Source organism: Streptomyces sp. MAI_2237 (assembly GCF_054189285.1).
Map to the genome: position 1 here is coordinate 903,510 of NZ_JAJPGQ010000009.1, position 26,573 is coordinate 930,082.

Sequence of the window (26,573 nt, forward strand, 5' to 3'; positions counted from 1 at the left end):
CGGCAGGGAGAGAGCACTGATGCAGGTCCCCCTCTACCAGGCCAAGGCGGATTTCTTCCGCATGCTCGGGCATCCCGTGCGCATCCGGGTCCTGGAGCTGCTCCAACACGGTCCGGTCCCGGTACGGGACCTGCTGGCCGACATCGAGATCGAGCCGTCCAGCCTCTCCCAGCAGCTGGCCGTGCTGCGCCGCTCCGGGATCGTGGTGTCCATCCGGGAGGGCTCCACCGTCACCTACGCCCTCGCCGGCGGTGACGTCGCCGAACTGCTGCGCGCGGCCCGCCGGATCCTGACCGAGCTGCTCGCCGGGCAGAACGAGCTCCTCGCCGAGCTGCGGCAGGCCGACACCGCTCCCCCGCCGGTGTCCACGAGCGGCCGCCTGTGACGCCCGGCGGAGAAACCGCGACCGGCGTGTTGCGCCGCCCGAGTGGTGGATGCACGCGCTCGGCCGTAGCGTCGAATCCGGGACGGACGATGGTGGCTCGCGCTCGGGAGCGGTCATGCGCGGACAGGTAATCAGCACGGCGGTCGCACTCTTCTTCGCCGCGTCGCTCACGGCGGCGGCAGCGGCACCTCCGTCGGCGGCCCGGCCCGCGTCGGAGCCCGCCGCGCGGGCCGCACGGCCGGCTCCGGTGCTCGTCGACTGCTTCTGGCACGCGCGGGTCCGCCCGGCGAACTTCATGCTCGCCTGCGGGGACGGCAACAGCCGCCTGGCGTCGCTGCATTGGACGACGTGGGGCCGGGACGGGGCGAGGGCGCAGGGCGTGAACTGGGTCAACGACTGCAAGCCGTACTGCGCGGCCGGCCGGTTCCACGCCTATTCCGTGGTGGTACGCCTGGACCACGCGCGGCCCTGGAAGAAGCACCCTCGGCTGCGGCACTACACGCGCATGACCCTCGTGTACAACGCCGACCGGCCGCGCTCCTTCCCGCAGACCGTGGTCTATCCGCTGTGGGACTGATCCCTCTCCTCGCGTGAGCCCCGGTCCCCGGTGTCCAGCGGCGACCGGCCCTGGACGGACTCACCGGCGGTGAGGTGTTCCAGGACCTCGACCAGTTCCCTGCATGCCTGTTCCACCGAGCGCCTGGTGTGGAGCTGTTCGGTGATCACCGCCGACAGCAGGAGGGCGGTCAGGGCCATCGCGCCGTTGAAGGCCTGGAGCTTGACCATCACCTCGATGCGGGACATCCGCTCGAAGGGGCCGATCTGATCCGTGGCGGCGACCGTGGCCATGACGGAGGCCAGGGCGGCGCACAGCATGCTGCCGGCGAGCTGGAAGCGCAGCGCGGCCCAGATCACCAGCGGGTAGACGAGGAACAGCAGGCTGACGTCGCTCCGGGTGGCGAAGGGGATGACGCTGCCGGCGACGACGGCCAGACCCACGGCCTCCTTCCAGCGCGGTGTGCGCGGGAGCCGGTGCACCCGCCACAGCACCAGCAGGACGGGGGTGACGATCAGGACGCCCATGGCGTCGCCGACGTACCAGGTCGACCAGACGAGCCAGAAGCCGTCGGTGGCGAGCTTGCCGGTGAGGACCAGCAGACCGGCACCGGCCGTCGCGCTGACCAGCATGGCGGTCAGCGCCCCGAGGAACACCAGGGCGAAGCCGTCCCGCAGTCGGGCCAGGTCGGTGCGGAAGCCGACCCTGCGCAGCAGGTAGTAGGCGCACACGGGGGCGGCGGTGTTGCCTACCAGGGTGCCGATGACGGCGGGCTGGATCGGGCTGATCGACATGACGACCAGCAGGGCGCCCAGGGTGATGCCGGGCCAGAAGCGCACCCCGAACAGGAGCAGGCAGGCCACCGCGAGGCCGGTGGGCGGCCACACGGGAGTGACGACGGCGCCGTCCACGACCAGCTGCCGCATCAGCCCCAGCCGTCCGGCCGCGAAGTAGCAGGCGGCGACGGCCGTCACCTGGAGGGCGTAGCCGCCCCCTCGGCGCAGATCCTCGGTACCCACCACATCTGCCATCACACACCGGCCGGCCCGTCTCTGCGAGGCGAGCGCGTCTCCCGCCCGCTTAGGGCGCCTACGGTGGCGTCGCGACCCCGTCGTGGCCCACCACGAGTACCGCCGCGTCGTCCTCGTGGCCCACCCGCTCGGCGACCTTCATCACCGCGGCGGCGAGTGCGCCCGCCTCCATGCCGGCGACCGCGGCGAGGCCGGCGAGGCGGACCACCTGGTCGAGGCCGTCGTCGACGCTCAGCGAGGGCCCTTCGACCACGCCGTCGGTGAGCAGGACGAACACGCCGCCGGTGGTCAGTCGCGACCGGGTGACCGGGAAGTCGATGCCCGCCAGGACGCCCAGCGGCGGGCCGCCCTCGTCGTCGGCGACGCCGGAGCGGCCGTCGGCGGTGGCCCAGATGTGCGGGATGTGCCCGGCCCGGGCGCTCTCCAGGACGCCGGTGGTCGGGTCGAGCCGCATGAAGGTGCAGGTGGCGAAGAGGTCGGTGCCGAGGGACAGCAGCAGGTCGTTGGTCCGGGACAGCAGCTCTCCGGGCTCGCTGGTCACGGAGGCCAGCGCGCGCAGTCCGACCCGGACCTGGCCCATGAAGGCGGCGGCCTCGATGTTGTGGCCCTGGACGTCGCCGATGGACAGGCCGATCTGCCCGTCGGGCAGGGTGAAGACGTCGTACCAGTCGCCGCCGACGTTGAGCCCGTGGTAGGCGGGGGCGTAGCGGACGGCCAGGTGGAAGCCGCGGGCGAGGGGCAGGTCCCGGGGCAGCATGCCGCGCTGGAGGGCGATGGCCAGCTCGACGCGGGAACGCTGGACCTCGGCGAGCTCGCGCGCCTGGGCGGTGAGCGAACCGAGTCGGGCGAGCAGTTCGTCGCCGTCCTCCGCGTCGCGCATGGTGGGCATCGATCACTCCGGCGGGGCCATGGGCCGTGGCCCCTTCAGGGCGAAACCCCCGACTTCACATCTAAGAGGATGATAGCGACATACGGGGGTGGACCGACGGCCTTCCGTCGGTCCACCCCGGTGCACACCCGCCGCGTCAGCCGCCCAGGGCCGCCATGACCACGTCCTTCGCCTCGTCCTGCACCTGTGCGAGATGCTCGGGCCCGCGGAAGGACTCGGCGTAGATCTTGTACACGTCCTCCGTGCCGGAGGGCCGGGCCGCGAACCACGCGTTCTCGGTGGTCACCTTGATGCCGCCGATGGACGCGCCGTTGCCGGGCGCCTCGGTGAGCACCCCGGTGACCGCCTCCCCGGCGAGGGTGTCAGCGGTGACCTGCGCCGGGGAGAGCTTGCCCAGCAGCGCCTTCTCCTCCCGTGTCGCCGGGGCGTCGATGCGCGCGTAGGCGGGTTCGCCGAAGCGGTCCGTCATGGCGGCGTAGTGCTGCGAGGGCGTCTTCCCGGTGACCGCGGTGATCTCGGAGGCGAGCAGCGCCAGGATGATGCCGTCCTTGTCCGTGGTCCACACCGAGCCGTCCCGGCGCAGGAAGGACGCACCCGCCGACTCCTCCCCGCCGAAGCCGATGGAGCCGTCGACCAGCCCGTCCACGAACCACTTGAACCCGACGGGCACCTCCACCAGCCGTCGCCCCAGGTCGGCGGCGACTCGGTCGATCATGCCGGACGACACCAGGGTCTTGCCGATCCCCGCCTGCGCGGGCCACTGCTCCCGGTGGCTGTAGAGGTAGGAGATCGCGACGGCGAGGTAGTGGTTGGGGTTCATCAGGCCGGCGTCGGGGGTGACGATGCCGTGCCGGTCCGCGTCGGCGTCGTTGCCGGTCGCGATCTGGAAGCGGTCGCGCTGCTCGATGAGCGAGGCCATCGCGTAGGGCGAGGAGCAGTCCATGCGGATCTTGCCGTCCCAGTCCAGCGTCATGAACCGCCAGGTGGGGTCGGCAAGCGGGTTGACCACGGTCAGGTCGAGGCGGTGCTGCTCGGCGATGCGGCCCCAGTAGGCGACGGACGCCCCGCCGAGCGGGTCGGCGCCGATGCGGATGCCGGCGGAACGGACGGCGTCCAGGTCGAGGACGTTCGGCAGGTCGGCGACGTAGGCACCGAGGTAGTCGTGGCGCCGGGTGGTCTCGGCCGCCAGCGCCCGGGTGTACGGGATGCGGTTCACGTCCTTCAGACCGCCGGCGATGATCTCGTTGGCGCGGTCCTGGATCCAGGACGTGACGTCCGAGCCGGCCGGTCCGCCGCTGGGCGGGTTGTACTTGAAGCCGCCGTCGGCGGGCGGGTTGTGCGAGGGGGTGACCACCACGCCGTCGGCGAGGCCGGAGGTACGGCCGCGGTTGTGGGTGAGGATGGCGTGCGAGACGGCGGGGGTGGGCGTGTAGCCGTCGGCGCTGTCGATGAGCGCGGTGACGCCGTTGGCCGCGAACACCTCCAGGGCGGTGACCCGGGCCGGCTCGGACAGGGCGTGGGTGTCGGCGCCGAGGAAGAGCGGCCCGTCGGTGCCCTGCCCGGCGCGGTACTCGCAGATCGCCTGGCTGGTGGCGGCGATGTGGTCCTCGTTGAACGCGGTCGTCAGGGACGATCCGCGGTGCCCTGACGTGCCGAACGCGACCCGTTGCCCCGGGTCGGCCGGGTCCGGGTGCAGCGCGTAGTACGCGGTGACCAGCCGGGCGACGTCGACGAGGTCCTCGGGGCCGGCCGGGCGGCCCGCTCGCTCGTGCTGCATGTGCCCGCTCCTCCACATCGGTTGTCCAAACTGCTTGCCGCCCCATCTTCCCTCGTCGGGGCGGCTCGCAGCGAGAGCGGGTCAGTGCCCGGACCGGCCGAGCAGCGCGCAGACGAAGTTCTCCTGGACGGCGCGCAGCCGCTTCAACAGGTCCGGCTTCAGGGCCTCGTTGATCTGGGTGGTGACCGAGAAGGTCAGGGAGCGGCGGCCGTCCGGGGTGGCGGCGACGAGCTGGGTGTAGCCGGGGAAGTTGCCGGTGTGCCCGAGGACGACTCCGCACCGGGTGGTGTAGCGGAACAGGGCGAGTCCGGCGGAGTTGCGCCCGGGACCGGCGGGCTCGGAGGCGCCGTCGATCCAGTGCCGTTGCTGCCGTACGACGTCCGGCCCGTACAGGTGTCCGCCCGCGTAGCCGCGGATGAAGCGGGTCATGTCGGCGGGGGTGGAGATGATGCCTCCCGACGCCCAGGAGCCGGAGGCGCCGAGGAGTTCGCTGACGTCCTGCGGGGGCGCGGGCGGGGTCACGTCGTAGCCGTGCAGATAGGGCTCGGGAATGCGGTAGCCCTGGGGCAGACTGGTGTCGCGCAGGTGCAGGGGACGGTAGACGAGCTCGCGCAGGAGCTGTTCGTACGGGGTGCCGGTGGCGGCCTCCGCCATGAGGGCGACGGCGATGTTGTCGGAGTTGGAGTAGTGGTAGCGGCTTCCTGGGCGGAACTCCAGGGGCCGGTCGGCGACGAAGTCGAGCAGCCGCCGGGAGTCGAACCGGTGGTGCGGGTCGGCCGCGAGGATGTTGCGGAACGCGGGCGAGGCGGTGTAGTCGGGCAGACCGCTGGTGTGGGCGAGCAGCTGACGCAGCGTCACTGCGGCCCAGGCGCGCGGGAGTCGGGGCAGGCGTCGGCCGATCGTGTCGTCGAGGCGCAGCACGTGCCGGTCGACCAGGGTCAGCGCGACCGCGCCGCTGAAGGCCTTCGCCGTGCTGGCGATCCGCATGTGGTCGCCGGGACTCGGACGGCGGCCGGTGGCGAGGTCGGCGACGCCCGCCCGGATCACCCGGGTGTCCCGGTCCCGGCGCAGCACGGCGATGACGGCGGGCGGACCGCCGGGCTCGTGCGTGAGCTGCTCGGCCTGGCGCCACAGGTCGTCGTGGTGCGGGGCGGGGGTCACGGCGGTGCCGGTCGCGGCGGGACCGAGCGCCGTGACGCAGAGCGCGAGGCAGCCGGCGATCAGCAGGCGGGAACGGACGGTGAGGCGGCGGGGCATGGGCACTCCAGGCGGGGGCGGGACTGCGGTGCAGGCCCAGCCTCGCCGCTCGCCCCCGCCCCCGCCCCACGGCGCTGCTGCATCCGGCCGAACGACGCCCCGCCTGCCGTCACGCGCCGGCCGGGTACAGCTTCGTGACCTTGCCCTGCGGGGTGGCTACGAGGTAGCCGGTCTCGCCGTAGTCGTCGGTGAGGTAGACCCGGATCGAGGCGGGCTCGCCGAACAGGGTGCTCGGGGGCTCCACCAACAGGTAGGTCAGTGTCGGCTTGTCGACATGGAGCTTCTTCCGGGCGAGGGCGAGCAGGTCGGGCACCGCGTCCCAGTTGTAGTTCTTCAGGCTCACCGGGGTGTCGCCGCTCATCAGGGTGCCCTTGATGATGCTCTTCTCCACTCCGCCCCCGGAACGGTAGGTGTAGGAGTCGTAGCGCGTCCGGCTGCCCGGGACCATCGCGTCCGCCGACACGTACGTGGGGTAGACCTTGAAGTCGCCGAAGGTGTTTCTGCCCGTCTCGTCCTCGATGGCCTTCAGGGCCTTGCGGATGGCTGTGGGGGTGAGCATGCCGGTGCCGTCACGCGACGTCGCGTCCTGCGCCGCAGACGGCGACGGCGACGGCTTCGTGGGCGCCGCGCTCTGTCCCACCGTCGTGTGCCTGCTCGGTCCCGCGAAGCCCGAAGGGCTGTCGCCCTTGCCGTCGCCGGACAGGGCCACCCAGGTCACGCCGCCCACCAGCAGCGCACCGGCCGCGGCGGAGGCGATCAGGGCACGGCGCGAGCGCCCGGGGCGGGCCACGACGGTCTCCACCGGCGGCGGCGCCTTGGGCCGCGGAGGCGCGAGGGGGTAGGAGGTCGTGCCGGAACCGCCGGCGTCCTGCGCCACCGCGGCGAGCAGGGCGTCGATCGTCTCCGCGTCCGGCCGCGCCGCGGGGTCCCGCACCAGCACACGGTCCAGTACGGGCGTCAGCGGCCCGGCCTGCTTGGGCGGCGGCACCTCCTCGTGGAGTACGGCGGCCAGCGTGGCCAGGGTCGTTCCGCGCCGCAGCGGGTGGTGGCCCTCGACGGCCACGTACAGCATCATCGCCAGCGACCACAGGTCCGCCGCGGGACCGCCGTCGCCGCCCGTCACGCGTTCCGGGGCCATGTAGTCGGGGGTGCCGATGATGGAACCGGTGGCGGTCAGGGCGGTGGCCTCGCGGACGGCGGCGATCCCGAAGTCGGTGAGCACGGGGCGGCCGTCGGTGCGCAGCAGCACGTTGGCGGGTTTGACGTCGCGGTGCTGGACGCCCGCCGCGTGGGCGGCGCGCAGGGCGTCCAGCACCCCGCGGCCCATGCGGGCGGCCTCGGCGGGCGCCATGGGCCCGCGGGCCAGCCGGTCGGCGAGCGAGCCGCCCTCGACGAGCTCCATGACGATCCACGGATAGGTGCCCGGTCCGCCGTCGACGATGTGGTGGATCGTCACGACGTTCGGGTGCTGGACCCTCGCCAGGGCGCGGGCCTCGCGCAGCACCCGCTCGCGGAGCATGCGCGCGCTGTCCGGGTCGTACTCGGCGAGGTCGGGGTCCGCGGGGCGGACCTCCTTGACGGCCACGGCGCGATGCAGCAGCAGGTCACGGGCGCGCCAGACCGTGCCCATGCCGCCGCCACCGAGCCTGGTCTGCAACTCGAAGCGGTCGTCGACGATGCGTCTGCCGCTCTCCCCGTCGTTCATGGCGAGGAGCTTAAGGGACGCCTCGGACAGTCCGTGCCCCGCACCGGGGTCCGGTGCGGGGACGCGGGCGCCTGTCTGCTACTCGGCGCCGACCAGCGCTCTGACCTGGAACTCGTCGAAGGTGTCGGGCTCTTCGTGGCGTGCCATGACGGTGCCGAGCCAGCCGAGGACGAACCCTGCCGGGATCGAGACGATGCCCGGGTTCTGCAGCGGGAACCAGGCGAAGTCGGCGTCCGGGTAGAAGGAGGCCGGGGTCGAGGAGACGACCGGGGAGAAGACGACGAGGAGCACCGAGCACAGCAGGCCGCCGCAGAGGCTGAGCAGGGCGCCGGTCGCGTTGAAGCACCGCCAGAACAGGGTGTAGACGAGGGTGGGCAGGATGGCGGAGGCGGCGATGGCGAAGGCGAGGAACGCCAGGGTGGCGGTGTTGGCACCCCAGGACACCAGGGCCAGCAGCATGCCGAGGACGCCGATGACGACCGCGGAGAGGCGGGCGACGACGAGTTCCTCGGTCTGCTCCGCCCTGCCCTTGCGGACGACCTCGCCCCACAGGTCGTGGGCTAGGGAGGAGGCCGCGGCGAGGGTGAGGCCGGAGGCGACGGCGAGGAGGGTGACGAAGGCCAGGCAGGACAGCAGGGCCGTCAGGACCCCGCCGCCGAGCTGGTGCGCCAGGAGCAGGACGGCCGAGTCGCCCTTGCGGTCCGTCTGCTCGATGGTTCCGCGGCCCACGACGGCCGTGGCGCCCAGGCCGAGGATGCCGGCCGCGAGGCAGACGAAGCCGACCAGACCCATCGCCCAGACCACCGAGGAGCGCAGGACGCGTGGGGAGCGCGGGGCGAGCAGCCGCATCATGACGTGCGGGAGGGCGGCCAGGCCGAACACGATGGCGAGTTGCAGGCTGAAGAAGTCCAGCTTGCTGGTGGTGCTGGCGCCGTAGCGCAGGCCGGGTTGCAGGTAGCGGGTGCCGAGGCCGCTGTGGTCGGCGGCCGAGCCCAGCAGGGCGTCGAGGTTCCAGTGGAAGCGGTGCAGCACCATCACCGCCGTCACCGCGATCCCGGAGATGAGCATGACGGCCTTCACCATCTGGATGAACGTCGCTCCGGGCATGCCTCCGATCGCGGCGTACACGATCACGATGGTGCCGATCACCACCACGCACAAGGTGCGCGTGGTCGCGCTGGGTTCGCCGGTGAACTGTGTCAGCAGGGCCACGCTGCCGACCAGTTGGGCCACCAGATACAGGGTGGTGACGGCCAGGGTGCACAGGGACAGCGCGAGACGGACCGACCGCCGCCCCTGCGGCAGACGCAGCGCCAGGGTGTCGCCGAGGGTGAACCTGCCCGCGTTGTGCAGGGGTTCGGCGATCAGCAGCAGCACCGTCATCCAGGCGACCGCGGTGCCGCACAGGTAGAGGAGGCCGTCGTAGCCGGTCAGCGCGACCAGGCCGGTGCTGCCCAGGAGAGTGGCGGCGGAGATGTAGTCGCCGCACATCGCCAGTCCGTTGCGCAGCGGGGTCATCTCGCGGTTGCCGAGGTAGAACTCGCTGATCTCGTCGCGCTGCGGGGCGAGCAGCAGCGCGGTGAACAGGGTGACCACGACCACGCACAGGAAGAGCAGGAAGGTCAGCTGCAGACTGAACCGGTCCACGACGCCGGCGCCGCTCGTCACCATGTGCGGTACTCCTCGGTGCGCTGGCGGGGCACCGACGGGTGCCGGGCGGCGCGGCCCGGTGCGTCGGCGGGCGGCCGGTGGAACTGGGTGCGGAAACCGCGGGCGACCGGGTCGACGCGTGTGCGCATGCGCACGACGTAGCGCCGCGCGATGACGGCCATCAGGACGAACTGCCCGAGGCCGAGGGCGAGCCCGAGGGTCAGATGGCCGCTGAGAGAACTGTTCATGAGGTCCGGCGCGAAACTCGACAGCAGCACATACAGCAGGAAGCCGCCCACCCCGATAGCGGTCATCGCCACGCCGGAGCGGCGCTGCGCGCGCTTCAGGGCTTGAAACTCTGGATTGTCGGATATCGCCTGCCGTCGCAGTTCATCGGCAGCCGTGGGGGAAAATCGCGGGGGCGGTTCGAATCCTTCATGGTTCCTTGACACCAGAGCACCTTCTTCGCTGCTTCGGGCCGCGCACGCAATTCCGTCGAACATTCGAAAGACCAGCTCACCGAGCCAGAGAGGGAGACGGAAGAGGCATACTGGAATCGCTTCCCGTGCGGACATCGTGGGGGATCGGTGAATCCGGAACTGCCGCTTTCCGGATGCACGGGCGGGAGATCCAAGAGATCCCGGCCGGAAGCCGGAGTATGGCAGCGCCCTGATTGAGGAATCAACCGCACAGTGGGGTGATTTTCCGCGGGTGGCTCATTCGCGCACGCCGGGCGGTGGCATCTCGCCTCTTCGGCCAGCGAAAAGGAGGACGGGCTTTAATAGTCCATACCATTTCCGCGGGGAGGCTGGCTCAAATACTGCGCACGGCAGCGGAGTGCGGAACGGGTTCGGACGGTGCGGCCGGGGTCAGCCCATCAGTCCGGCCGCGAGCGTGGCCCCCAGTTCCCAGCAGGCCTCGATGTCGGCCTTGCCGGGCGCGCCGGTCACGGTCACGGGCGCGGCGGTACGTCGCCAGCCGAGGCCCGTGGTGATGGTGTCGATGGCGCGGAGGGCGCCGGTGACGTCACTGCCGCCGTGCACGTAGCAGCCGTAGGACCTGCCCTGGGTGGCGTCCAGGCACGGGTAGTAGATCTGGTCGAAGAAGTGCTTGAGGGCCCCGGACATGTACCCGATGTTGGCCGGGGTCCCCAGCAGACACGCGTCGGCGGCCAGCACGTCCGCCGCGGAGGCGGACAGCGCCGGCCGCCGTACCACGTCGACGCCCTCGATCTCCGGTGCGGTGGCACCGGAGACGACGGCCTCCAGCATGGCCTGGCAGTTCGGCGAGGGCGTGTGGTGCACGATCAGCAGGGTGGGCACATCCCGCACCCTGCCCTCTGGCGCCGCACCCGCGCAAGCGCGGGCGGGTCACCCGCGCTCGCGCGTCCTCACCGTTGCCGCAGGAAGGTGCGCTTCGAGCGGGCCAGCACGACCAGGCCCGCGATCAGCAGGACGGTGCCGGCCGCGGCGGGCCACAGGCTCGTGCCGGTCTCGGCCAGGTTGCCCTGGACCGCCTGGGGTTCGGTCTGTCCCGCGGCCGCCGCGTCGCTCCCGCCGGAGGCCTGGGACTGCGCGGAATCGCCGCCCGAGCCGCCGGAGCCGCCGCCGTTGTCCGCCGGGGCGCTGTTCGCCGGTGCGGCCGAGGCGCTCTTGGAGGACGAGGACTTCCCGTAGACCTTGGGCACGGAGGTGCTGGACACGCTCGGCTTCTCGCCGCCCGGCTGTTCGGTCTGCGGCGCGGCGGTCGTGGGCTGCGACGCCCCACCGGAGCCGCCCTGGTCGCCGCCGCCCGAACCACCGTTGCCCGAACCGCCGTTGTCGCCCGCCCCCTTGCCGTCGTTGCCCTTGCCGTCGTTCCCCGTGCCGGGGTCCTGCGTGGGCTGCGCGGTCGGCTCCTGCGAAGGCGTGGCGGAGGGAGCGTCGGTCGGCTGCGCGGACGGCGACTCGGTCGCGCCCCCGCCGGAACCGCCGTTGTCGCCCGAGCCGCCGTTGCCGCCGTTGTCACCGCCGCCGTTGCCGCCCGTGTCACCGGAACCGCCCGAGCCGCCCGGGTCCTCACCGGTGCCGGCGCCGCAGTTCCGACCGTCGTTGATGCAGGAGACCATCTCCTTCATCAGGCCCGCGTCGAAGACGTTGATGAAGTCACCGTGGTCGGTCACCGGCTTGTGCAGGTTCTCGGGGAAGGAGTCCACCGCGAACAGCGGGGTGGTCCGGCCGCCGTCCTGCAGGCTCGGCGCCTTGACGTCGTAGACGATGCGCTGGACGAGCTGCGGGATGGCCTCGAAGCCGTTGGGGCAGGCGCCCGAGGCGTCGGCGAAGGCCACATGGGTACGGTGGTTGGCGCTGTCGATGTTGCGGCCGTCCCAGCAGCTCTGGAAGCGGAAGGTGCGCACCACGTCACTGCCCTGCGGGCACAGCGGGTACTTGTCCTTCAGCTGCCGGTCCTCGAAGCCGGTGCAGCTCCAGGAGGCGTTGGCGTTGGCCGGCCCGTTGACGAAGGCCTTGGCGTCGCCGGTGATGATGCGCAGCAGGCGGGGCATCTCCGCGACCTTGCTGCGCGGGCTGCCGATGAAGGTCATGGTGACCTGCTTGGGCGTGACGATCTGCCCGGCGTTGCCCTCGGTGCCGCCGCCCGGCTTGTCCGCGTCCTGCTCCTGGGTGCCGTTCTGCAGACGCAGCACGGGCCAGTAGTACGTGGACTTGTCGCCCTTGTTCTCGCAGCTGGTATCGGCTTTCGCCAGGTCGTCGTCGCTGGCGAAGGCGGTGTTGGACTGGTTGCCGATGTAGTCGTGGAAGTGGTGGGCGCCGTTGCTGACGCCGGGGGCGACGATCACGTTGTCCGAGTTGCGCAGGCCGTTGGCGTTGACCCCGCAGCTGGTGGTGAAGGTGCCCTTGGAGGCGAAGGAACTCAGGTCCGGGGCCGGGGTGTTGGGCTGGACGGAGTTGATGTCCTGGTAGTCGGCGGCGACCGGACCGTTGCCGGCCTGGCCGCCGTTGCCCGTCTGCTGGCCTCCCTGCGGCTGGCCGCTCGGGGAACTCCCGTTGTTCTGGCCGTTGTTCTGGCCTCCGCCCTGGGAGTCGCCCGCGTTCTGGCCGCCGTCCTGGCCGTTCCACGTGCGCATCGAGCAGTCCGCCATCGCGTCGAGCCCGTCGGACTTCCCGCCCGCCTGGTCCATCGCGGCGCCGATGCTGTCGAGGGTCTGCCCCCGCTGCTCCTCCAGCGGCTTCATGACCTTGTCGTCGGTGTAGCCGCTGTCCTGGCGCTGCTGCGGCGTCGCCGCCTGCAACTGCTGGTAGGCCTGCGCTATTTGCTGGTCCAGCGCGGCCAGGTCCTTGTCGACGTCCGGCCTGGCCTTGTCGGGCACCTCGGTCAGCTTGCTGCCGACGTCGGGGCAGTCGATCGTGCCGCCGGCGGCACTGAACGTTGATCCCTGCTGGGCCCCCGAGTCCTCCGTCGCCGAGGCGTAGACGTTGGCCGCGATCAGTCCTCCGCCGCCCAGCATCAGGGCCATGGCCGCGAAGGTGGCCCGGCGTGGGCCTGTCGGGCGTCTGCGCGAGTTGCGTCCCACGAGTGTTCTCCTACTGCTTTCGGCGGTCGGCATGGAAATCCCTCGCCCCATACGGATGACGCCGCCCGAGTGTTCAACCGCCTGAGGGATTCATAGAAACCTCTCAGACGTTGTTCGACCCGCCGGCCGTACGGGGTGCCGATTGCGGACGTCCGGACCGGGAACCCGGGAGGGGCCGTCCGCATCGACACGTCTGGAGAGCGCCATGAGTCTCTTGCGCATGACCGGCCGTCCCCTGCTCGCCTCGATGTTCGTGGCAGGCGGCCTGAACAGCCTGCGGGCCCCCGAGGAAGTCGCCCCGGCCGCCGAGCCGGTGGTGCGGCCGGTCACGGAGCGTGTCTCGGCGCTGCCGGACCGCACCGACCAGCTCGTACGGCTGAGCGGTGCCGTCCAGGTGGTGGGGGGCGTCCTGCTGGGCCTGGGCCGACTGCCCCGGCTGTCCTCGCTGGCCATCGCGGCCACGCTGGTACCCACGACGCTGGCGGGCCACCGCTTCTGGGAGGCCGAGGACCCAGCCGACCGGGCGCAGCAGCGCATCCACTTCCTGAAGAACCTGTCCATGCTGGGCGGTCTGCTGATCGCCGCCGACGACACCGCCGGCGCCCCGTCCCTGCTGTGGCGCGGCCGGCACGCCGCGCGGGACGTGCGCCGGGAAGCGCACCTGGTGCGGCGTACCGCCCGTGCCACCGCCCGTCCGGCGGCCGTCGCCGGCACTCTGCGGGCCAAGCTGCCCCGCTGACGGGCGGGAGGCCCGGTCAGGCCCCGCGAGTTCCGCGACCTCGGCCGCGGTCAGCGTCCTGCCGTACACACGGAAGTCGTCGACCGCGGCCTTCAGGTACGGGTCGTCGTACGGGGACCTGCCGATGTACGAGGCCCGGATGTGGTTGCCGAAGTACCGCGGCTCCACGGTGATCCCTGTGTTCCGGCCGGCCTCCCGGCCGTCGACGTACAGCACGGCCGTGCCGGCGCCGTAGGCGACCGCGACGTGCACCCAGCGGTCGGTGGGCAGCGGGTCGGCGTCGATACGCTGTTCGGCTCCGCCGCCGCCCGCGGTGATCGCGTACCGCAGGGTTCCGGCGTCGCTGCACGGGGTCAGGAACATGGAGACCTCCGCATGCCGAAGACGCGGGGCGAAGGCGTCCCGTCCTCCACCCGCTCGACATATCGGCCGTTGGACGACAGGCTGTGCAGGCTCTCCCCGCTGGAGAAATGACCGGGAGTGTCAACAGTTCCGAACGGGACGGCTGTTGTCCGGTGCGAGGGGTACGGCGTCCGGGGCGCACCGTGGCGGAAGGGTGTGCCCCGGACGACGTCAGGCGACGACCTCCTGCGCGTAGGGCACCAGTCGCACCGGACCCACCAGGCCGTGGTCCTGACGGGCCGTCGTGCCGAAGACCGCCGGCTGCGCCACCCGCAGCCGGTTGATCAGCGGGGTCGCGACCTCGACCTCGATGACGTTTTCACCGGCCCGCAGGTACCGGCCGACGTCGACGACGGGGTGCAGCCGGTCGACCGGGGGCACGAGCGTGCCGTTCACGGTCACCCGGCAGGTGTCGCTGACCTGGCCGAGTTCCAGTACGGCGCCGTAGGACGAACTCCACTGCCGCGGCAGGGCGATCGTGGTGCGGTACCGGCCGATGCCCGCGGAGTCGGCCAGCTCGGGGATCCGCGACCAGGGGGCGAGGGCGTCCAGGGTCACCGTGCGCCGGACGTGTTCGGTGCGCGTCGGGGCGGAGCCGGGGGTCCAGTCGTCCACGTCGAGCTGCCACCGGCTCGGGACGATCGGGTCGGGAACGGCCGGGAGCGTGCTGGTGACCGTGCGCCCCTGGGACAGCCGCGTGGTGTACGTGCCCGCGGCGCCGGCCCGCACGGTCAGGCCGCGTTCGGTGAACAGCACGGTGTCGGCGTCGGAGGTGACGGCGTGCGGGCGGTCGCCGTCGCGGTCGCCGAACAGCCCCGGCCGTCCGAGTGCCACGATCATCGTCTCGCCCGGCTGGAGCGTGACCCGCACGGTGACGTCGTCGCCGTCCTCGGTGTAGCGGGCCAGCCGCACGACCTGGCCCGTCCACGCGTCGAGGAGGTACGGCACCGACTTCCTCCCCCGGGTGCGGCGCAGGGTCACGTCGTGGTCGATCGCGGCCACCGGCGGCTTGACGGTCTCGGCGTGCTTGCCGTTGCACAGGTAGTAGAAGTCCGCCTCCGCGGTGGCCCGGTGGGCGTTGAGGAGGGTGGAGGAGGTGGCGTACCGGACGTCGGGGCTGACGCCGAGCCCGGCGAGGGCGTCGCCGACCGCGGTCTTGTCGGTGATCCGGGTGACGTGCGGCAGGGCGAGCAACTCGTCGATGACGTTTTGCAGTTGGGCCGTCTCCCCGTCGCCGGGGACGCCGGGGGTGAGGGCCTGGTCGAAGGCGCCGAGCAGGACCATGGGCAGTCCCTGCCGGGCGAGAGCGAGCAGTTTGCGGGCGTCGGCGAGGGCGAGCGTGGGCGTGGAGCCGTAGAAGAAGTCGCCCTCGACGAACAGCGCCTTGTAGGCGGGCCCGTCCGGGGCGAGGCGGCCGTCGGACACGGTGGCGCCGGGCAGGTCCAGCAGGGGGCCGCTGAGGAACTGGTGGGTCCAGCCCTGTGGGATGCCGGTCGAGGTGAACCAGGAGGCGCCGATGCCGGTGGCTGTGTAGCCGGTCTGCCGGAAGACGGCCACGTCCGCCCTGGCCGTGCCGGCCTGGAGCACCCCGTGCACGCGGCCGAGGTAACCGGAGATGTCCTCGATGTGGTTCCAGGTGGGCTGCCGGGGTCCCCAGGACTCGCCGTAGCCGGGTGTGCCGTTGTAGGGGCTGAACGCCGCGAAGCCGGGCCAGCTCACCTGCGGGGCGGTGGCGTAGGAGAAGCCGTGCACGACGGTCTGGTTGACGCCGGCCGCGTACGCGCCGCCCATGGTGCGCAGGAAGCGGTCCCAGGTCGTGCTGTAGGCCGAGCCGTTGTAGGCGCCCGCCTCGCAGGACAGCACGGTCCGGCCGGCCATGTCGCGGCCGCCGGCCAGGCAGCGGAAGTCGTCCAGGTTCTTGAAGCCGAGGGACTCCCCCTCGGGGATGTCCAGGAGTGCCGCCGAGGCGATGGCGTCGGTCTGCAGGCCGTAGGGCTGCGACCGCAGGGTCATGTCCAGCGAGTGCGCCCAGTCCCGCAGGGCGCCCAGGTGGTGGCGGTCGAAGAGGCCGGAGACGGTCTCCCAGAAGTCGTGCCGGATCTGCCGCGTCAGCTGGGCGTCGAAGGCGAAGACCTGGTTGCTCTTGTCGAGGACGAGCGCCGGGAGGTACGGCAGCAGTTCTCGGCCGGTGTGCTCCGCGAAGGCGTCGGGCAGGCGCGAGGTCCAGGTCAGTCCGTCGGTCTCCAGTTCCACGGAGTCCTCGAAGAAGGAACCGCCCGCGGCCTTCAGGAGCAGCCGCAGGTCACGGGTCAGCATGTCGTCCCAGTGGCCGGTGACGGCGGCGGTGCCGGCCGGGCTGAAGTGGTCGACCACGTAGGCGGCGGGCGCGGTGTGCGGGCCGGACTCGGGCTGCTGGCCCGAGCCGCGCTGCCAGTAGGAGATCAGGACCCAGTCGCCGTCGGCGGGCGCGGTCCAGGTCAGGACGTCGTCGGCGACGGTCGCGGTGAGGTCGCGGACCGTCGACGGGTCGAGGCCGGTCTCCTTGCGGGTGGAGTTCGCCGGCGCGACACGGGCGGCCTGGACGGCGAGGAGCCGCTGGCGCGTGACGCCGGAGGCGGGGGCGTGCGCGGGCGGCGGGACCGGGCCCCGGTAGGTCGCTCCGGCAGCCAACGACACCCGTCCGTAGGCGAGTTCCTGGGCGGCGGACTCGTCGTCGGGGCCGACGCCGGGGACGGCCACGGGCCAGCTCGGGCCCAGGGTGAGGTCGACGGTGAGGCCGCGTCGCGCGGCCCGGCGCAGCGCCGCCTCCACACCGTCGAGCCACGGTCTGCTGCCCCACCCGTGATGCTCGGTGTCGAGGACGGACTTGTCCTTGATGCTGTGGTGCACCCCCGCGATCTCCACGCCGCCGAAGCCGGCGTCGGCGATCTGGTCGATCTCGCGGGCGATCTCGTCCGGGTCGACGAGGCCGTCCGGCCACCACCATCGGAACCGGGGACGCACGGAACGCGCGGGCCGGGCGAACCAGTCGGCGTCCGGCCTCCGTTCGGCACCGGCGGGCAGCGCGGCCGCGGCGGGCGCCACGGTACCGAGAGCGGCCACGGCCCCGACGGCGAGGCCGGTGGCGAGGACCGTGCGGCGTGACATCCCGCCGGGCGAGACGAGTTCGTGCATGGCTGTGCCCCTGGAGTCGAGGGATTGAATCGTTTCAAACCAATGTAAACGCCGGAACGTTAGGTCGCGCCCTCGTCCAAGGTCAAGAGGTCGGCGGCAGGGAATCCCGAGCAGCGCGACCGGACACATGCCGCGCTGTCTCGCGTGCGGGGCCGCACCTCCAGCCAGAACTCCGTGCGCCGGAGCCGGACTTCGAGCAGCGCCGCGTCACCCGCGTCCACCGCCCGCGCCCCGCCGCACCGTTCACCCCGCCTCACCACGACGACCTGCCCGACTCTCCCCTTTCACCTGGCGGCCTCCTAGCCTTGCGCGCGGCCTGGAAGCGTTCCGGGTCCTCGTTCCGTCACCGAGAGGCGACTCACGCACACAAGCCCGGCATCCACGCCCCTCGGCTGTACAACGCCCTGAAACAGCCGTGGAAGACCCAGGCGACGGTCCGCCGGATCGTCGACACCGTCTACGGCACCGGCCCCTCGGGTCTGCCCGGCAACGACGACCTGGGCACCATGTCCGCCTGATACGTCCTCTCCGCCCTCGGCGTCCATCCGCAGACGCCGGGCACCGCGGCCCTCCTGCTGGGCGCTCCGGTCTTCCCGGCCGCGGTGGTGGACCGGCCGGGCCGCGCGGACCTCGCGATCACCGCGCCGGAGGCGGACGCCATGCACCCGTACATCGACGCCGTACGGCTGGACGGGCACCCGCTGCGACAGTCGTGGACGCACGGCGGCCTCCCGCGCACCGGCGGCCGGCTCGACTTCCGGCTGTCCGAGCAGCCGAACAGCGAGTGGGGCACGGCCCCCGGCACACTGCCGGAGTGAGCAGCTCCGGGAGCTGAGAACGAGGCACGGGCGGCCGCCGTGAACGTCGGGGACGACGACGGCCGCCCGTCACGCACGGCGGCTTCCGGGTTGGCCGCATCAGGGCGGGGTGGGAGGGCACGCGCCGACGAAACCGGTTACGCCCAGGGGTGGTTGGGGAGCGCGCGGTCACTGTCGGGGAGGTCGTCACGGCTCGTACGCGCGTTCCCTACGATGATCGGATGACCAGTGACACCGGCGTCGACGAAGACGTGCGCGCGACCGTCGTGCCCGAGGCCACCGCATGGGCCGAGCGGCTGCGGCGGTTCGGCTACCTGGCCCTTCCCCGCACCGACACCCGCGAGCGTCTCGTGCCGCCCTTCCCCCGGCCGAGAAGGCGGGCGGGCGCCGTGGCGGGCTGGCTGGGGCCGGTCCTCGTCGCCGTCTTCGCCGGGGTGCTCCGCTTCCGGCGGCTCGGGCAGCCCCGCGCGGTCGTCTTCGACGAGACGTTCTACGCCAAGGACGCCTGGTCGATGCTGCGCTTCGGCTACGAAGGGACCTGGCCGGACCGCAAGGTCACCGATCCGCACCTGCTGGCCCATCCCCCGGTGATCCCGCTCTCCGACACCGCCTCCTTCGTCGCGCACCCGCCGATGGGCAAGTGGGTGATCGCCCTCGGGGAGGAGCTGTTCGGGCTGGGCCCGTTCGGCTGGCGGTTCATGACGGCGCTGCTCGGCACCCTGTCGGTGCTCATGCTGTGCCGCATCGGACGCCGGCTGTTCCGGTCGACGGCACTGGGCTGTCTGGCCGGAGCGCTGATGGCGATCGACGGCCTGCACTTCGTGATGAGCCGTACCGCGCTGCTCGACATCGTCGTCATGTTCTTCGCGCTGGCGGCGTTCGGCTCTCTGCTGATCGACCGCGACCGGTCCCGGGCCCGGCTCGCGGCCGCGCTGCCGCCGCGCGCGGACGGTTCGGCCGGACCCGATCACGACACGGGTACGTACACGCGCCTGGGGCTGCGCCCGTGGCGGCTCGCGGCCGGCGTGTTCCTGGGGCTGGCGGCCGCCGGCAAGTGGAACGGCCTGTACTTCCTGGTGTTCTTCACCGCTCTGACCGTGCTGTGGGACGTCGGCGCACGCCGGGTCGCCGGCGCGGGCCGCCCGTACGGCGCGGTGCTGCGCCGGGACCTCGGCTGGTCGGTGCTGTCGCTGGTACCGGTCGCCTTGGTGACGTATCTGGCGACCTGGACGGGATGGTTCCTGTCCGACAAGGGCTATGCCCGGCACTGGGCGGACGGCCGCGGCGGCCCCTGGTCGTGGGTCCCGGCCCCGCTGCGCAGCCTGTGGCACTACGAGTACCTGGTCTACCAGTTCAACGTGAACCTGCACTCGCCGCACAAGTACCAGTCGAATCCGTGGAGTTGGCTGGTCCTCGGCCGGCCCGTGTCGTTCTACTACGAGACACCGCAGCCGGGGCGGGAGGGCTGTCACGGCACCTCCCCCTGTTCCCAGGAGATCCTCGCGCTGGGCACCCCGCTGCTGTGGTGGACGGCCTGCGCCGCGCTGGTCTACCTGCTCTTCCGGTGGGCGTTGCGCCGCGACTGGCGGGCGGGAGCCGTACTGTGCGCGGTGGCGGCCGGCTATCTGCCGTGGTTCGGGTTCCAGGACCGGACGATCTTCTCCTTCTACGCCGTGGCGTTCGTGCCCTATCTATGCCTGGCCGTCGCGATGCTGGTCGGCGCGCTGCTCGGGCCGCCGGGGGCGCGCGAGGGACGGCGCTTGGTGGGCGCGGTGTCCGCGGGGGCCCTGGTCCTGCTCATCGCCTGGAGCTTCATCTACTTCTTCCCCCTGTACGCGGGCCGGGCGATCCCCTACGCCGACTGGCACGCGCGGATGTGGCTGGACACCTGGATCTGACGGCCGTACGGCACCTCACAGGGCGTCCAAGTCCCCCGTCGTGCGCCCGAGATACGTGACCGGGCCGGGGTCGGGCACCGCGATCTCATGGAAGCCCATGCGGTCGTAGAAGGCCCGGGCCGGCGTGTTGGCCGTGACCATGGAGAGGTGGACCGCCGCCACGCCCCGGTCCCGCAGCGCCCGCAGGAAGGCCCGCATCAGCGCACGGCCGTGGCCGCGCCCCTGCCGGTCGGGGAGCAGGTCGATGTGCAGGTGGGCCGGGTAGGCGGCCACTTCGGGGACGATCATCCGCTCGGGGTGGTGCAGCAGCAGGACGATCGCCTCGTCGGGGGTCTTCGGCGGCCCGGCGGGCTCCGGGTGGCGGTCCGCCACGAGGGGGAGCCACTTGGCGCGGAACTCCGCAACGAAGCGCGGGGTGTCGGCGGTGCCGAGGATGTAGCCGACCGCCTGCCCGTGCCCGTCGTCGAGGACGAACGCCAGCTCGGGTTCGAGATGGACGTACGGCGCCGCGAACGTCGCCGGGAAGATCGAGGGGTCCTCGTACACGCCCCGGCTGTCCTGGCCGACGTGGGCGGTGCGGACGCAGATGTCGTCGAGGGCCGCACGGTCCTCGGGCCGATAGGGGCGGACGGCTGGAGTCGTCGAGGTCATCGCCCTATCCTGACCACTTGGGAGCGCTCCCACAAGGCCGTGGCACTTGGACATGTCCGCTCGGGCGACACCGTGCCGGCCGCAGCCGACCGGTTTCCCCGCCGTCCACGGCGTGCCCCTCAGCCATGATCGTCGCCTCCGCGGCAGCCGCATTCCGGCCACGCCGACGTCGCCGCCGGCCCGCCACCGGGAGGTCGGTCGCACGAAAGGTCCCGTCGGAAGCGCCCGGTACGGATATCCGGGACACGGGTGTCGGGGGTAAATTCCCTGGTCGGAGCAGGCCGGGGTGGCTTCCCGTGCGCCAGGCCCAGTCCCCCGTGCCGCCTCTCTCCCTTCCGTCGCCGATTCCACACCGTCCGCCCGGGTGCGCCCGAGGCCCCTGGTGGCGCATTCTTGCTGTGTCATCCGCTGGGCGGCACGGACGAGGAAGGGCCGATGACTGGGAGCGCGGAGGACGCACAACAGACGTCCGGGCAGCTGGCCGCGCTGCTGATCGACGCCTCGGCAGAGGCGATCAGCGTGGCCGGCGGCCATTCCGGGGGCGTCTACCTGCGCTCCGGCACGCCCGGACTGCTCCGGCTGGCGGTCCTCGCCGGACTGCCCGGGCCGCTGTTCCGGCCCTGGTGGCGGATGCACGTCGACCGGCCGTTCCCGGTGGCCGACGCCTACCGGCTCGGCGTACAGGTCGTGCTGCCGAACGCCACCGAGACGATGCGCCGCTATCCGCAGTTCGCCGCGGGGCTGCCGTTCCAGTTCGGCTCGCTGTACGTCCCGGTGGTGGGCGGGGGGACCACCTACGGTGTGCTGACCGTGCTGCGTCCCTCCGCCGCCGACGCCGCCGAGCTGATGCATCACCGCGACCGCATGATGACGCTGGCCGAGGAATTGGGCGCGGCTCTGCTGCGGCTGGAGAAAGGCCGCGGCGGCCCGCCTCTGGCCTGGGACGGCGAGCCCCTGAGCACACGGCCGCCCGGCACCCGCCCCCCGGCCGGGCGGGCCGGGGGGTTCGCCTGGGATCCGGTGACCGACGTGGTGACCGTCGACGAACGGCTGCCCGCGCTCCTCGGGGTGCCGGCCGAGGGATTCGGCCCCGGGGTGCACGCGCTCGCCGCGGCCGTGGCCCCGGCCGACCCGTCACAGGTACTGGCCGCGCTGCGGGAGACGGCCGCCGGCAGACCGCCGCCGCTGCCGCTGTACGTGCGGGCCGAGGACGAGGCGCTGCGGCTGGTGGAGCTGTGGAGCCCGTACGCCGCGCCCTCCCTGCCCGGCACACCGTCGGGCGCCCACCCCGTCCGGGGCTTCGTCGTCGATCCGGGCCCCGGAGCTGCGGCCGACGCGGCGGCCGACCTGCTGCCGGACGGCATCCTGTGCCTGGACCGGCTGGGCGTGATCCACTACGCCAACCCGCGCGCCGCGCAGCTCCTGCACCGCCCCCGCGCCGAGCTGCTCGGCCGCTCGCTGTGGGAGGGCGTGCCCTGGCTGAACCAGCCGACCTGCGAGGACCACCTGCGCGGTGCCCTGCTCTCCCCGGAGCCCGTGCGCTTCCACGTGGCCCGCCCGGCCGGCGGCGCCGGGCCACCGCGGCAGGACGGGGCCGACGGGGCGCTCTACGAGGGCGCCTGGCTCGATGTGTGCGTCTTCCCGGGGCCCGACGTCCTGGCGTGCACCTTCCGCCCGGCGAGCCGGGTCGCCGAGGCCGCCGGGCTGCCTCCGCCGCCCGAGCCGGACGAGTCGGTCCCCGAGGCGGCGCCCCGCGCCGCGTCGCTGGCTCCGCTGTACCGGCCTATCGTGCTGGCCATCGCGCTCACCGAGGCGGTCACGGCGCGCCAGGTGGCGGCCGTGGTCATGCGGGAGCTGCTGCCCGCGTTCGGCGGCCGCCGCCTCGCCATCTACCTGCTGCAGGACCGGCATCTGTACCTCGCCTGGGAGTCCGGCTTCCCCAAGGGGTTCCTGACCCCCTTCGAGGGGGTGACACTGGACGCCCATCTGCCCGGTGTGGAGACGCTGACCAGCGGCCGGCCGCTGTTCTTCGACTCGATGCAGCAGCTGACGGACGCCTACCCCGGCATCCCGCTGGACGCCACGCGCGGAGCGCGCGCCTTCCTGCCGCTGATCGCCTCCGGCCGGCCGGTGGGCTCCTGCATCCTGGGCTTCGACGTCCCGCGCACCTTCAGCACCGAGGAGCGCGCGGTGCTCACCGCGCTGGCCGGACTGATCGCCCACGCCATGGAGAAGGCGCAGCGCTACGAGAGCGAGGCCGCGCTGGCCCGCGGGCTGCAGCAGGCCCTCCTGCCCCGGCGGCTGTCCGTCCACCCGCAGGTGGACACCGCCGGACGGTATCTGCCGGGCACCCAGGGCATGGAGGTGGGCGGCGACTGGTACGACGTCGTGGAGGCCGGTGACGGTCTGGCGCTGGTGATCGGCGACGTGCAGGGGCACGGGGTGTCGGCGGCGGCGACCATGGGGCAACTGCGCAGCGCGGTGCGGGCGTTCGCCCTCGGCGACCGGCCGCCCGACGAGGTGCTGAGCGGCATCAACCACCTGCTCATCGACCTCGACCCGGGCCAGTTCGCGAGCTGCTGCTACATCCGGCTGGACCCGGTCTCGGGACGGGCCCGGGCCGCGAACGCCGGGCACCCGCCGCCGCTGCTGCGCCGCCCGGACGGTCACACGGACGTCGTGGACCTGCCCGGCGGTGTCGTGCTCGGGGTGGACCCACAGGCCCGCTACCCGGTCACCGAGCTGCTCATCGAGCCGGGCGCCGTGCTCGCGCTGTACACGGACGGACTCGTGGAACGGCCCGGCGTGGACATCGACGACGGCATCACCGCCCTGCGCGTGGCCCTGGCGAGAGCGGGGGCCTCGGCCGCGCGTCCGGGCCGGCGGCCGCTCGCCGGGGTCGCCGACCGGCTCACCGCCAAGGCCCGGCACACCGCCGACCGGCCCGACGACATCGCCCTGCTCCTGGCCACGCGGCGGGTCGCGGCGCGCAACAGCCGACGAGGCGCCCGACCGCTGGCGCCGCCGAACTGACGAACCCCGGCCTCCCCGACCATCACGGCGGCAACCCGCGCGGCACGCCGGTGAGACCGCTTTCCGCCCGAACGAGGCTTTGTCACCGTCTGTGACGCCTCTCGCCTCCTGGGGCCCGGCAGTGTAGACATGGGCACATGGTCCGACTTCCGGACCGCTCCGGGACCCGGTCCACCCGGCGTCCCGGCGGTCCCCGTGCCCGGCACGTGGCCGACCATGCCCGCACGACGCACAGACGGCGGACCCGCGGCGCGGCCCTCCACCCGGGCGGGCGCACCGACCCCGAGGAGCCGCGGCGAATTGGCAGACTGCGCTCGGCGCTGACCGGGCGGAGCGTGGCCGGGCAGGTGTTCGTCCTGCAGGTCGTGATCGTGCTGCTGCTGGTGGTCGCCGCGGTGGTCTCGCTGTACCTGCAGGTACGGCACGACAGCACCCAGGAGGCCCGCAGACGGTCGGTCGCGGTCGCCCAGGCGTTCGCCAACGCGCCGGGCACCCGCGAGGCACTGAGCAGCCCCCGGCCCACGGCGATCCTTCAGCCGCGGGCGGAGGCGGCCCGCAAGGCGACCGGTGTCGACTTCATCGTCGTCATGAACACGGACGGCATCCGCTACACGCACCCCAAGCCGAACCGGATCGGCAAGAAGTTCGTGGGCACCATCGGGCCCGCGCTGGCCGGCAAGACCGTGGTCGAGGAGATCAACGGCACGATCGGACGGCTGGACCAGGCGGTGGTGCCGATCACCGCGCCCGACGGCAAGGTCGTGGGCCTGGTGTCGGCCGGCGTCACCACCCACAACATCGGCGGCGCCGCCAACCGGCAGCTGCCGCTCGTCCTGCTGGCCGCGGCCGTGGGCCTCGCGCTGGCCACGGGCGGCACGGCGCTGGTGAGCAGACGTCTGCTGCGGCAGACGCACGGGCTCGGGCCGCACGAGATGACCCGGATGTACGAACACCACGACGCCGTGCTGCACGCCGTGCGCGAGGGCGTGCTCATCGCCACGGGCGAGGGACGGCTGCTGCTCGCCAACGACGAGGCGCACCGGCTGCTCGACCTGCCGGAGGACGCCGAGGGCCGGCACGTCCTGGAGCTGGGCCTGCCCGCGGACACCGCCGACCTGCTGGCCTCCGGCCGTGTCGCGACGGACGAGGTGCACCTGGTCAAGGACCGCCTGCTGGCGGTCAACCAGCGCCCCACCGACGTCGAGGGCGGGCCGCCGGGCAGTGTCGCCACCCTGCGCGACTCCACCGAGCTGCGCGCCCTGTCCGGCCGGGCGGAGGCGGCCCGTGAGCGCCTGGAGATGCTGTACGACGCCGGTGTGGGCATCGGCACCAGTCTGGACGTCACCCGCACCGCGCAGGAGCTCGCGGCGCTGGCCGTGCCCCGGTTCGCGGACTTCGCGACGGTCGACCTGTTCGACGCGGTGCTCGGCGGCGGCCAGCCGGAGGCGGTGACGCCGCTGCGCCGTACCGCGGTGAGCGGGATCCGCGAGGACGCGCCGCTGTATCCGGTGGGCCGGCAGATCAGGTTCGTCGAGACCTCGCCGCAGGCCCGCAGCCTGCGCTCCGAGCAGCCCGTGCTGGAACCGGACCTCGACCTGGCGCCGGGCTGGCACGCTCAGGACCTCGAGCGGACGGCGCAGGTCGTGGAGTACGGCATCCACTCGCTGATCACGGTGCCGCTGCGCGCCGGGGCACTGGTGCTGGGTGTGGTCAGCTTCTGGCGCTCGGAGAAGCCCAAGCCGTTCGACCTCGAGGAGCTGGCCCTCGCCGAGGAGCTGGTGGCCCGCGCCGCGGTCTCCATCGACAACGCGCGCCGCTACACGCGCGAGCACAGCATGGCCGTGACGCTGCAGCGCAGTCTGCTCCCGCGCCGGCTGCCCGAGCAGTCGGCGCTGGACATCGCCTACCGGTATCTGCCCGCGCAGGCCGGGGTGGGCGGCGACTGGTTCGACGTGCTGCCGCTGTCGGGCGCGCGGGTCGCGCTCGTGGTGGGCGATGTCGTGGGGCACGGGCTGCACGCCGCGGCCACGATGGGCCGGCTGCGCACGGCGGTGCACAACTTCTCCGCGCTGGACCTGCCGCCCGACGAACTGATCGCGCTCCTGGACGAGCTGGTCGCCCGCATAGACCAGGACGAGGCGGCCCACGACGGCAGCGCCCCGGTCACCGGCGCGACCTGTCTGTACGCGATCTACGACCCGGTGGCCCGGACCTGCACCGTCGCCCGAGCGGGCCACCCGCCGCCGGCCCTGGTCCGGCCGGACGGCAGTGTCACGTTCCCCGACGTGCCCGCCGGTCCGCCGCTCGGGCTGAGCGGTCTGCCGTTCGAGACGGCCGAGCTGGAGCTGGAGGAGGGCAGCCGGCTCGTGCTGTACACCGACGGGCTGGTCGAGGACCGGGACCGGGACATCGACGAGGGACTGGACCTGCTGAGGGACGCTCTGGAGCGGGCGGGCAAGTCGCCGGAGGAGACCTGCCGGTCCGTGCTCGAGGCGCTGCTGCCGTCCAGGCCGAGCGACGACGTCGCACTGATCGTCGCCCGGACCCGGGCCCTGCCCGCCGACCGCGTCGCCGAGTGGGACGTACCAGGGGAACCGGCGGCCGTCGCCGGGGTGCGGGCCGCGCTGACCCGGCAGCTGGAGCTGTGGGGGCTGGAGGAGCTGGGGTTCAGCTCCGAACTCATCCTGAGCGAGCTGGTGACCAACGCGATCCGCTACGGCGCCGATCCCATCCACGTGCGCGTGCTGTTCGACCGCACCCTGATCTGCGAGGTCTTCGACGGCAGCAGCACCTCGCCGCACCTGCGGTACGCGGCGATGACGGACGAGGGCGGCCGGGGGCTGTTCCTGGTGGCCCAGCTCGCCGAGCGCTGGGGCACGCGGTACACGCCGGCGGGCAAGGTCATCTGGGCCGAGCAGCCGCTGCCCTGACGGGACGGGCTTCGTCGTTCCCTACGAAGTTCCCCCCGTTTCCCGCGAACTTCTCCGCAGTGGGTGTCACTCGCGACCAGGTTCTGATAGGAAACCTTCCTATCAGA

At 72.7% G+C, this 26,573-nt stretch carries 17 protein-coding genes and 2 pseudogenes; 7 read left to right on the forward strand and 12 right to left on the reverse strand.

From position 1 onward, the window contains the following. Positions 1 to 19 precede the first annotated feature (19 nt). Both LN251_RS39515 and LN251_RS39520 read left to right on the forward strand, forming a co-directional pair. Positions 20 to 385, forward strand: coding sequence for an ArsR/SmtB family transcription factor (locus LN251_RS39515; protein ID WP_458248968.1), 366 nt, complete (start codon positions 20 to 22; stop codon positions 383 to 385). Between the two features lie 115 nt (positions 386 to 500). Beyond that, on the forward strand, positions 501 to 962 hold the full coding sequence (locus LN251_RS39520; protein WP_458248969.1) for a hypothetical protein: 462 nt from the start codon (positions 501 to 503) through the stop codon (positions 960 to 962). Here the strand turns inward: LN251_RS39520 and LN251_RS39525 are convergent. The 9 genes from LN251_RS39525 to LN251_RS39565 form a co-directional block, all read right to left on the reverse strand. After that, positions 944 to 1,972, reverse strand: a complete 1,029-nt coding sequence (locus tag LN251_RS39525) for an MASE1 domain-containing protein (RefSeq protein WP_458248970.1) — start codon at positions 1,970 to 1,972, stop codon at positions 944 to 946. The two genes, LN251_RS39520 and LN251_RS39525, sit on opposite strands and share 19 nt — an antisense overlap. A gap of 58 nt (positions 1,973 to 2,030) precedes the next feature. Continuing rightward, positions 2,031 to 2,861 (reverse strand): PP2C family protein-serine/threonine phosphatase, encoded by an 831-nt coding sequence (locus LN251_RS39530; protein WP_458248971.1) that lies wholly within the window; start codon positions 2,859 to 2,861, stop codon positions 2,031 to 2,033. A 136-nt stretch (positions 2,862 to 2,997) separates the two neighbouring features. Next, a complete protein-coding gene (gene pgm, locus LN251_RS39535) occupies positions 2,998 to 4,638 on the reverse strand; it encodes a phosphoglucomutase (alpha-D-glucose-1,6-bisphosphate-dependent) (RefSeq protein ID WP_458248972.1) in 1,641 nt (546 codons plus the stop codon). 81 nt (positions 4,639 to 4,719) lie between these two features. Further along, positions 4,720 to 5,895 carry a serine hydrolase domain-containing protein gene (locus tag LN251_RS39540; protein ID WP_458248973.1) on the reverse strand — a complete coding sequence of 392 codons (1,176 nt, stop codon included), beginning with the start codon at positions 5,893 to 5,895 and terminating at the stop codon, positions 4,720 to 4,722. 109 nt (positions 5,896 to 6,004) lie between these two features. Then, positions 6,005 to 7,600 (reverse strand): serine/threonine-protein kinase, encoded by a 1,596-nt coding sequence (locus tag LN251_RS39545; protein ID WP_458248974.1) that lies wholly within the window; start codon positions 7,598 to 7,600, stop codon positions 6,005 to 6,007. Between the two features lie 78 nt (positions 7,601 to 7,678). Then, positions 7,679 to 9,271: a sodium/solute symporter gene (locus LN251_RS39550; RefSeq protein ID WP_458248975.1), complete on the reverse strand. Its 1,593-nt coding sequence runs from the start codon at positions 9,269 to 9,271 to the stop codon at positions 7,679 to 7,681. Continuing rightward, positions 9,265 to 9,639 carry a DUF485 domain-containing protein gene (locus tag LN251_RS39555; RefSeq protein WP_458249526.1) on the reverse strand — a complete coding sequence of 125 codons (375 nt, stop codon included), beginning with the start codon at positions 9,637 to 9,639 and terminating at the stop codon, positions 9,265 to 9,267. The genes LN251_RS39550 and LN251_RS39555 overlap by 7 nt, the downstream gene beginning before the upstream one ends. 480 nt (positions 9,640 to 10,119) lie before the next feature. Continuing rightward, positions 10,120 to 10,572, reverse strand: a complete 453-nt coding sequence (locus LN251_RS39560) for a flavodoxin family protein (RefSeq protein ID WP_458248976.1) — start codon at positions 10,570 to 10,572, stop codon at positions 10,120 to 10,122. 68 nt (positions 10,573 to 10,640) lie between these two features. Beyond that, entirely contained in the window at positions 10,641 to 12,764 is a 2,124-nt protein-coding gene (locus tag LN251_RS39565) for a DUF1996 domain-containing protein (protein WP_458249527.1), read from the reverse strand. A 262-nt stretch (positions 12,765 to 13,026) separates the two neighbouring features. On the opposite strand from LN251_RS39565, the gene LN251_RS39570 reads away from it, so the two are divergent. After that, positions 13,027 to 13,560 carry a DoxX family membrane protein gene (locus LN251_RS39570; protein ID WP_458248977.1) on the forward strand — a complete coding sequence of 178 codons (534 nt, stop codon included), beginning with the start codon at positions 13,027 to 13,029 and terminating at the stop codon, positions 13,558 to 13,560. A 45-nt stretch (positions 13,561 to 13,605) separates the two neighbouring features. Here LN251_RS39570 and LN251_RS39575 read toward each other — a convergent pair. Continuing rightward, a pseudogene (locus tag LN251_RS39575) lies at positions 13,606 to 13,923 on the reverse strand (LamG domain-containing protein); the annotation flags it as partial. Positions 13,924 to 14,133: 210 nt separating this feature from the next. Beyond that, the gene (locus tag LN251_RS39580) at positions 14,134 to 17,136 is read right to left on the reverse strand and encodes a glycosyl hydrolase (protein WP_458248978.1); all 3,003 of its coding nucleotides are present in this window, start codon (positions 17,134 to 17,136) and stop codon (positions 14,134 to 14,136) included. Between the two features lie 305 nt (positions 17,137 to 17,441). Between LN251_RS39580 and LN251_RS39585 the strand changes: the two are divergent. Further along, positions 17,442 to 17,954 (forward strand): annotated as a pseudogene (locus LN251_RS39585) (glycoside hydrolase domain-containing protein). 221 nt (positions 17,955 to 18,175) lie between these two features. Further along, on the forward strand, positions 18,176 to 19,852 hold the full coding sequence (locus LN251_RS39590; protein WP_458248979.1) for a dolichyl-phosphate-mannose--protein mannosyltransferase: 1,677 nt from the start codon (positions 18,176 to 18,178) through the stop codon (positions 19,850 to 19,852). A gap of 15 nt (positions 19,853 to 19,867) precedes the next feature. Here LN251_RS39590 and LN251_RS39595 read toward each other — a convergent pair whose 3' ends face one another. Continuing rightward, positions 19,868 to 20,503: a GNAT family N-acetyltransferase gene (locus tag LN251_RS39595; protein WP_458248980.1), complete on the reverse strand. Its 636-nt coding sequence runs from the start codon at positions 20,501 to 20,503 to the stop codon at positions 19,868 to 19,870. Between the two features lie 435 nt (positions 20,504 to 20,938). On the opposite strand from LN251_RS39595, the gene LN251_RS39600 reads away from it, so the two are divergent. Beyond that, entirely contained in the window at positions 20,939 to 23,536 is a 2,598-nt protein-coding gene (locus tag LN251_RS39600; protein WP_458248981.1) for a SpoIIE family protein phosphatase, read from the forward strand. Between the two features lie 137 nt (positions 23,537 to 23,673). After that, a complete protein-coding gene (locus LN251_RS39605) occupies positions 23,674 to 26,466 on the forward strand; it encodes a SpoIIE family protein phosphatase (RefSeq protein WP_458248982.1) in 2,793 nt (930 codons plus the stop codon). The last annotated feature ends 107 nt before the right edge of the window (positions 26,467 to 26,573 follow it).

Excerpts from the sequence above, each read along its gene's own strand:
- LN251_RS39515 (WP_458248968.1), top strand. The coding sequence starts at position 20 with ATGCAGGTCCCCCTCTACCAGGCCAAGGCGGATTTCTTCCGCATGCTC.
- LN251_RS39520 (WP_458248969.1), top strand. The coding sequence starts at position 501 with ATGCGCGGACAGGTAATCAGCACGGCGGTCGCACTCTTCTTCGCCGCG.
- LN251_RS39525 (WP_458248970.1), bottom strand. The coding sequence starts at position 1,972 with ATGGCAGATGTGGTGGGTACCGAGGATCTGCGCCGAGGGGGCGGCTAC.
- LN251_RS39530 (WP_458248971.1), bottom strand. The coding sequence starts at position 2,861 with ATGCCCACCATGCGCGACGCGGAGGACGGCGACGAACTGCTCGCCCGA.
- pgm (WP_458248972.1), bottom strand. The coding sequence starts at position 4,638 with ATGCAGCACGAGCGAGCGGGCCGCCCGGCCGGCCCCGAGGACCTCGTC.
- LN251_RS39540 (WP_458248973.1), bottom strand. The coding sequence starts at position 5,895 with ATGCCCCGCCGCCTCACCGTCCGTTCCCGCCTGCTGATCGCCGGCTGC.
- LN251_RS39545 (WP_458248974.1), bottom strand. The coding sequence starts at position 7,600 with ATGAACGACGGGGAGAGCGGCAGACGCATCGTCGACGACCGCTTCGAG.
- LN251_RS39550 (WP_458248975.1), bottom strand. The coding sequence starts at position 9,271 with ATGGTGACGAGCGGCGCCGGCGTCGTGGACCGGTTCAGTCTGCAGCTG.
- LN251_RS39565 (WP_458249527.1), bottom strand. The coding sequence starts at position 12,764 with ATGGCCCTGATGCTGGGCGGCGGAGGACTGATCGCGGCCAACGTCTAC.
- LN251_RS39570 (WP_458248977.1), top strand. The coding sequence starts at position 13,027 with ATGAGTCTCTTGCGCATGACCGGCCGTCCCCTGCTCGCCTCGATGTTC.
- LN251_RS39580 (WP_458248978.1), bottom strand. The coding sequence starts at position 17,136 with ATGCACGAACTCGTCTCGCCCGGCGGGATGTCACGCCGCACGGTCCTC.
- LN251_RS39590 (WP_458248979.1), top strand. The coding sequence starts at position 18,176 with ATGACCAGTGACACCGGCGTCGACGAAGACGTGCGCGCGACCGTCGTG.
- LN251_RS39595 (WP_458248980.1), bottom strand. The coding sequence starts at position 20,503 with ATGACCTCGACGACTCCAGCCGTCCGCCCCTATCGGCCCGAGGACCGT.
- LN251_RS39600 (WP_458248981.1), top strand. The coding sequence starts at position 20,939 with ATGACTGGGAGCGCGGAGGACGCACAACAGACGTCCGGGCAGCTGGCC.
- LN251_RS39605 (WP_458248982.1), top strand. The coding sequence starts at position 23,674 with ATGGTCCGACTTCCGGACCGCTCCGGGACCCGGTCCACCCGGCGTCCC.